Here is a 6471-nt window from a genome sequence, read left to right on the forward strand (position 1 = left end):
CGGGAGGCGCCGGGCGCCGGGCGGGAAGCGCCGGGCGGGAGGCGGGGGTCGTCAGGGGCGTCGCGGGCGGCGGGGATGACGAATGCGGCCCCCGGCTCCGCTCGCGGGCGGGGCCGGGGGCCGTCGGCAGATCGGTCAGGTGGCGCTGATCGTGCCGGTCAACAGCAGGGCAAGGACCAGGGTGCCCAGCGCGACCCGGTACAGGACGAAGACGTACAGGGTGTGGTGGGCGACGTAGCGCAGCAACCACGCGATGGCCGCGTAGCCGATGGCGAACGCGATGACGGTGGCCACAATCGTCTGGGCCACGGTGGGCACGGACGTGCCCGGGGCGGACGGTTCGAAGACGTCGCCGAGGCTGAACACGCCGGACATCACCACCGCCGGGATGGCCAGCAGGAACGAGTACCGTGCCGCCGCCTCCCGGGTCAGGTTGAGCAGCAGGCCGGCGGTGAGGGTGCCGCCGGAGCGGGACACCCCGGGGACCAGCGCCATGGCCTGGGCGAAGCCCATCACGATGCCGTCCTTCATCCGGAAGTTCTCCAGGGTGCGGGTCTGCCGCCCCCAGTACTCGGCGAACGCCAGCACGAACGCGAACACGATCAACGTGGTCGCCACCACCCACAGATTGCGCCCGGCGGTCTTGATCTGGTCCTTGAACACGAAACCGAACAGCCCGATGGGGATCGAGCCGACGATCACGTACCAGCCCATCCGGTAGTCGAGGCTGGAACGGACCGACTTGTCCCGGATGCCCACCAGCCAGGTACGGGTTATCCGCCAGATGTCCTTGGCGAAGTAGATCAGCACGGCCGCTTCGGTGCCGAGCTGCGTGACCGCGGTGAACGACGCGCCGGCGTCCCGGTCGAAGAAGATCGCCGAGGTGATCCGCAGATGCCCCGACGAGCTGACCGGAAGGAACTCGGTCAGTCCCTGGACGATGCCCAGGACGATGGCCTCGACCCAGGTCACTCGCCGACTCCCGAGAGGTCGAGAGCCTCGGCGACGGTACGCAGGGTCTGCACACCGCTGTCCCGGTCGGCCACGAAGAGGGTCACCGACAGCGTGGTGACGCCGGCGGCGGCGTACTCCCGCATCCGCTCGGCGATGCGCTCCTTCGGGCCGAGCAGCGAGGTGCGGTCGATGAACTCCATGGGTACGGCGGCGGCGGCGTCGCGCTGCCGCTTCGCCAGGTACAGGTCCTGCACCTCGCGGGCGGCGTCGCCGTAGCCCATCCGGGTGGCGAGCTGGTTGTAGAAGTTCTGCTGCCGGCTGCCCATGCCACCCACGTAGAGCGCGGCGTACCAGCGGACGAGTTCGGCGCAGGAGGCCACGTCGTCGCCGATCACCACGGGCACCGACGGCACCACGTCGAACCCGGCCAGCTCCTTGCCGACCTTGGCCCGCCCGGCGCGGACCGAGGCGAGCTGCTCCTCGGCGAACTCCGGGGCGTAGAACACGGCAAGCCAGCCGTCGGCGATCTCGCCGGCCAGCTCCAGGTTCTTCGGGCCGACCGCGGCCAGGTAGATCGGTATGTGCTCGCGGGGTGGGTGGAAGCCCAGCCGCAGGGCCTTGCCCGGGCCGTCCGGCAGCGGCAGCGTGTAGTGCTCGCCGTCGTACGCCACCTCCTTGCGGGCGATGGCCAGCTTGACGATGTCGACGAACTCGCGGGTCCGGGCGAGCGGCTTGGCGAAGCGCACGCCGTGCCAGCCCTCGGACACCTGCGGGCCGGAGACGCCCAGCCCGAGCCGGAACCGGCCGCCGGAGAGCGCGTCGATCGTGGCGGCGGTCATGGCGGTGGCCGCCGGCGTACGGGCGGGGATCTGCATCACCGCGGCGCCGACGTCGATCCGTTCGGTCTGCCCGGCCATCCAGGCGAGCATGCTGGGCGAGTCGGAGCCGTAGGCCTCCGCCGCCCACACCACCGAGTAGCCCAGCCGGTCCGCCTCCTGGGCCAGCGCCAGGTGGTCGGCCGGTGTGCTCCATGCCGTCTGGTATCCGAGACTGAGCCCGAGTCGCACTGGTCCTCCCCCATCCGTGGCACAGGTCGCCCCAGGTTACGCAATGCCGATAACGGACTCGATCACCGGCTCGACACCTTTGATCCCCCCTCCATCGGGGCAGCCCGGGGCGGCGGAACCGGCAGAACCGGCAGAGATACGGGAGCGAGGATATCGGTGGCGGCAGGTTCGAAATAAGGTTCACCCATGCAACAGCGACCGCTCGGCCGAAGCGGGCTGGCGGTTTCCCGGCTCGCGCTCGGCACCATGACCTGGGGCCGGGACACCGACGCCGACGATGCGGCCGCTCAGCTGAAGAGTTACCTGGACGCGGGCGGCAACCTGATCGACACCGCCGACGTGTACGGCGACGGCGACGCCGAGTCGGTGATCGGCTCGCTGCTGGGCTCCCTCGTCCCCCGCGACGAGCTGCTGATCGCCACCAAGGCCGGGTTGCGCCCCGGCAGTGGCCGACGCCGGGACGGCTCCCGGGGGCACCTGCTGCGCACGTTGGACGCGTCGCTGCGCCGGCTCGGCACCGACCACGTCGACCTGTTCCAGGTGCACGGGTACGACCCGGACACCCCCCTCGAAGAGACCCTGGCCGCCCTGGACCACGCGGTGGCCAGCGGCAAGGTCCGCTACGTGGGGGTGTCGAACTTCTCCGGCTGGCAGACCGCGCGGGCCGCCGCCTGGCAGACCGCCTGGCCGGGGCGGGCGCCGGTGGTCGCGTCCCAGGTGGAATATTCGCTGCTGGAGCGGGGCGTGGAGCGGGAGGTGCTGCCCGCGTGCGACGCGCTGGGCCTCGGCGTGCTGCCCTGGTCGCCGCTGGGCCGGGGGGTGCTCACCGGCAAGTACCGGCACGGCCGTCCGGCCGACTCCCGGGCCGCGTCGCCGCACTTCGAACGGTTCGTCGCCACGTACCTGGAGCCGCGTTGCTCCAGCATCGTGGAGGCGGTGGCGACCGCGGCCGGTGGGCTGGGGGTGTCGCCGCTGGAGGTGGCGTTGGCGTGGATCCGGGATCGACCCGGCGTGACCGCGCCGATCCTCGGCGCCCGCACGGTGGGTCAGTTGCTCGGCGCGCTCCAGGTGGAACGGATCACCCTGCCCGAGGAGATCACCACCGCGCTGGACGACGTCTCCGCGGTGCCGGTCGGCTACCCCGAACGCGACGGCTGACCGGCCCGCCGGGTCACCGCTGAGCAGCTCGAAGGGTCACGGCTGAGCAGCGCGAAGGGTCACCGCTGGGCAGCGCGCCGGGTCACCGCTGGGCGCGCGCCGGGTCACGGCTGGGGGCGCTGGCCGGGGAGGTCCTGGATCGCGGTCAGGAAGCGCGACTGGTCGTCGCGCAGCGCGGGCTGGGTGAGCCGGATCCACGAGCCGTCGTCGAAGACGATCGTGGAGGCGAGCTGCACGAGCCCGCTCGCGCCCCGCTCGGAGTCGACCCGGGCCACCCGGTCGCGGCGCACACTCCACAGCACCCGCGGTTGACGCCGGTCGGGTCGGTCGGCGTCCGGGCGGGGGCCCATCCGCAGCAGGTGCAGGTGGGTGTCGGTCACCGCCAGCGGGGTGCCGCTGTAACGCTCCAGGAAGAGCAGCAGGCTGCCGGCGAGGGTGGCGAGGTCGCCGCTGAAGACGTACCGGCGGCGGTAGGCGATCTCGGCGAGCTGGTCGGCCAGCGGCCGGTACTGGCTCAGCCGGAACAGCGCCCGGAACGCCTCCTGCTCCTCGGTGAGCGGGATCGGCTCCCGCTGGGCGGGTTGGTGGGGCAGGCCGGGCTCCGGCGCGGCCAACTCCGGCACACCGGCGGCGATGGCGCCGGCCTTGCCCGGCAGCAGCAGCACACCCGCGGCCAGCCGCACCGGCGTCAGCACGGCGTCGACCCAGACCACCGGGTTGACGATGTTGAGCAGCCCGAACAGCGCCTTCGGGTCGAGCGCGTCGGCCAACTCGGCGCCGACCTCGTCGGCGAGCTGCCGACCGGCCTGGTGGGTCTGCGACAGGCGCACCGGTCCGAGCCCCACGTAGCGGAGATCCTGCCCGGCCAGCAGCGGCGCCACCAGGGCCCGCTCCGGCTCGTCGCTGGTACGGAACTCGTCCCGCAGCTCACGGGCCTTGTCCCGGGCGGCCCGCGCGCCGCCGAGCACCGCGTCGGTGAACCGACCCAGCCGACCCCGCTCCCCTGACATCACCCGTCGCCTCCCTAGCGGCCCGCCGGCTGGCCTGCTGGCGGCTGCCCGAAGACATTCTGGTCGATCCAGTCCGCGCCGCCCTGCACCGCCTGGTCGATCTGGTCGCCGACCTGTTCACTGCCGGGAACGGAGAGCCCGCTGGTCAACGCGACCGTCCCCCAGGTGACACCGTGGACGACCGAGTTCGGCACGTTCCACGGCAGGTGGGTCGCCCAGTCCCGGGCGATCACCCGCGCGCCGTCGGCGACCCCGTGCGTCCGCAGCGCGGCGGCCCGGTCGAGCGCGCCCATGTCGAACGGGGAACCGGACTTGCCCAGCTTGTAGGTGCCCTTGGTGGGGTCGAGGAACTTGTGGTGCCACTTGTCGAGCTTGCCGGCGGCGCGGCGCTTGTCGGCGTACTTCTTGCCGGTGCGCAGCGCCTTCTGCATGTCGACCAGCTTGTCCAGGTGCGTGCGCAGCTTGCGCAGGTACAGCAGAACCCGTTGGAGCAGGCGGATGACCTTCTGCAGGTGCACGGCGAGCGGTCGGATGACCTTCAGCATCCGGGTGACCACGATCAGGCCCCTGGTGACGGCCACGCCCACGCCGGCGGCCCAGGACGCGCCCATGGTGACCGGGGCCATCAGCAACGCCGTCACCAGCGTGACCAGGAGGAAGTTCACGAACTCCACGCAGAGGTCCACCAGCACGTCGTGCACGGTCTGCAGGCCGTCGGCGACACCGCGCAGGTACTCCGCGGTCGCGGCGAACTGCTCGGCGACGTCGAGGAGTTGCTGCTCCACCTCGGCCAGCCGCTGGCCGTACGCCACACCGGACGGTGAGCGCCACCCGGCCTGCGCGGACTCCCGCGTCCCGCGGTGCCCCTGCGCCAGGTCGCGCACCTGCGCGGCCAGCGCGTCCCACTCGGCGGCCTTCGCCCGCAGCACCGCGGGCTCGCCGTCGACCAGGTCGACGAGCTGGATCAGCGGCCACGCCAGGGTCCGGCAGACACTGTCGACGGCGTCCTGCACCCCGGAGAGCGCGCTGTCGAGGCCGTTCCACAGTTGGACGGCGCTGCCGGCCGGGCCGCTCATCCGGGCAGACCCGACTGGATGGCCTTGAACCCGGCGTCGAGGTCCCGTTCGTTGAGCTCGTACGCCTCGACCGTGTCGGCCAGCGCCGTGGCGACCCGGCCGAACGCGGCGTTCGCGGCGGCGAACAGCTCCTTGCCGCCGGTGACCTGCTCGGCGTACTTGTCGCGAAGCATGTCGCTGGCGAACGGCAGGTGGCCGAAGGCGTCCGCCGGCACGTCGCCGGCCGAGACGATCTGCCCCTCCAGCGCGGCGAGCGAGCTGGCGACCTGCTTGGCGGCTGTCTCCAGTCGACGGACCGCCTGCACGTCGACTTCGATATCCGGTGGCATGCCGTTCCTCCCCCATGAGTCGAGCGCACCGACGATACGATCTCCCGGCCGCCGGGCACCACCCGGTCGCAGGATCCACGGGGAGGAATCTCATGACGGACCCGACGTCCGCGTTCGACGCGCTCGCCGGGCGGATCGCCGACATCGAGCGCCGGTTCGCGGGCCTCCGCGACGACCTGGCCGAGCTGTCCGGCACCGCGGCCGACGAGAGCGGGCTGGTCTCGGCGACTGTCGACGCCACCGGCGCGCTGACCGGCCTCACCCTCGCGCCCGCCGCCCTCCGCCTCGGCACCGAGGGGGTGGCCGAGCTGGTGCTCGACGCGTACCGGCGGGCTCGTGAGGTCGCCTCCGGGCACGTCGACGAGCACACCGAGGGGTTGGACGTGGCGCTCGGCGCGGGGCTCGGTGACCTGTTCGGCACACCGGGGGACTTCTCGGCGCTGGGCCGGCTGGAGGAGACCGTGGCCCGGCTCGGGCGGCTGGACGACCGCCTGCCGGGCGCACCGGCGTGACGCCGCCGTCGCCGACCTGGCCGGAGATCGCCGCTCGGCTGCGGGACACCGTGGCCCGCTGCGACCGGGACACCGACCTGGAGCTCTCCGCCGGTCCGCGCGGGATCCGGCTGCTGGTGCGCCGCCAGGTGGTGCGGGTGGTCTGCCCCGGCCACGACGAGGCACGCCTGGCCGCGCTCGGCTGGCACCGCCCAACCGGTGACGAGGGCTGGTGGTACGAGGCGCCGCGCACTCCGGAGCAGGTGGATCGGCTCAGTGTGTTCGTGACCCGTACCGCCGCCGAGGTGTTGACCGACGAGCCCGGGGCGCTCTCCTGCCGGCCGGTGCCGCCGGCCGCCGGCCCCGGCGCGACAGCGCTGTCGGCC

General features: G+C 72.8%; 8 protein-coding genes. 3 read left to right on the forward strand and 5 right to left on the reverse strand.

Annotated elements, in window-relative coordinates:
* Positions 1 to 135: 135 nt before the first annotated feature.
* Together PSH25_RS16205 and PSH25_RS16210 are read right to left on the reverse strand one after the other, a co-directional pair.
* Positions 136 to 972, reverse strand: a complete 837-nt coding sequence (locus tag PSH25_RS16205; RefSeq protein ID WP_238659882.1) for an undecaprenyl-diphosphate phosphatase — start codon at positions 970 to 972, stop codon at positions 136 to 138.
* Positions 969 to 2021, reverse strand: a complete 1053-nt coding sequence (locus tag PSH25_RS16210) for an LLM class F420-dependent oxidoreductase (protein WP_030332780.1) — start codon at positions 2019 to 2021, stop codon at positions 969 to 971. The genes PSH25_RS16205 and PSH25_RS16210 overlap by 4 nt, the downstream gene beginning before the upstream one ends.
* 186 nt (positions 2022 to 2207) lie before the next feature.
* Here PSH25_RS16210 and PSH25_RS16215 point away from each other — a divergent pair, with 186 nt between their 5' ends.
* On the forward strand, positions 2208 to 3179 hold the full coding sequence (locus PSH25_RS16215; RefSeq protein WP_130400857.1) for an aldo/keto reductase: 972 nt from the start codon (positions 2208 to 2210) through the stop codon (positions 3177 to 3179).
* Between the two features lie 104 nt (positions 3180 to 3283).
* On the opposite strand, the gene PSH25_RS16220 is transcribed toward PSH25_RS16215, so the two are convergent.
* Genes PSH25_RS16220 through PSH25_RS16230 form a run of 3 tightly spaced genes read right to left on the reverse strand, consistent with a single transcriptional unit; the run spans position 3284 to position 5594 of the window.
* Positions 3284 to 4192, reverse strand: coding sequence for a hypothetical protein (locus PSH25_RS16220; protein WP_238659883.1), 909 nt, complete (start codon positions 4190 to 4192; stop codon positions 3284 to 3286).
* Between the two features lie 11 nt (positions 4193 to 4203).
* Entirely contained in the window at positions 4204 to 5265 is a 1062-nt protein-coding gene (locus PSH25_RS16225; RefSeq protein WP_238659884.1) for a WXG100 family type VII secretion target, read from the reverse strand.
* Positions 5262 to 5594, reverse strand: a complete 333-nt coding sequence (locus PSH25_RS16230) for a hypothetical protein (protein WP_238659885.1) — start codon at positions 5592 to 5594, stop codon at positions 5262 to 5264. The genes PSH25_RS16225 and PSH25_RS16230 overlap by 4 nt, the downstream gene beginning before the upstream one ends.
* A gap of 92 nt (positions 5595 to 5686) precedes the next feature.
* Here PSH25_RS16230 and PSH25_RS16235 point away from each other — a divergent pair, with 92 nt between their 5' ends.
* Both PSH25_RS16235 and PSH25_RS16240 read left to right on the forward strand, forming a co-directional pair.
* On the forward strand, positions 5687 to 6106 hold the full coding sequence (locus tag PSH25_RS16235; RefSeq protein ID WP_238659886.1) for a YbaB/EbfC family nucleoid-associated protein: 420 nt from the start codon (positions 5687 to 5689) through the stop codon (positions 6104 to 6106).
* Positions 6103 to 6471 (forward strand): TY-Chap domain-containing protein (locus PSH25_RS16240; protein ID WP_238659887.1); only part of this gene is annotated, 369 nt, incomplete at its 3' end. The genes PSH25_RS16235 and PSH25_RS16240, both read left to right, overlap by 4 nt.

The sequence above is a fragment of the Micromonospora foliorum genome, from assembly GCF_022229015.1.
GTDB classification, from domain to species: domain Bacteria; phylum Actinomycetota; class Actinomycetes; order Mycobacteriales; family Micromonosporaceae; genus Micromonospora; species Micromonospora foliorum.

Excerpts from the sequence above, each read along its gene's own strand:
- PSH25_RS16225 (WP_238659884.1), bottom strand. The coding sequence starts at position 5,265 with ATGAGCGGCCCGGCCGGCAGCGCCGTCCAACTGTGGAACGGCCTCGAC.
- PSH25_RS16215 (WP_130400857.1), top strand. The coding sequence starts at position 2,208 with ATGCAACAGCGACCGCTCGGCCGAAGCGGGCTGGCGGTTTCCCGGCTC.
- PSH25_RS16235 (WP_238659886.1), top strand. The coding sequence starts at position 5,687 with ATGACGGACCCGACGTCCGCGTTCGACGCGCTCGCCGGGCGGATCGCC.
- PSH25_RS16230 (WP_238659885.1), bottom strand. The coding sequence starts at position 5,594 with ATGCCACCGGATATCGAAGTCGACGTGCAGGCGGTCCGTCGACTGGAG.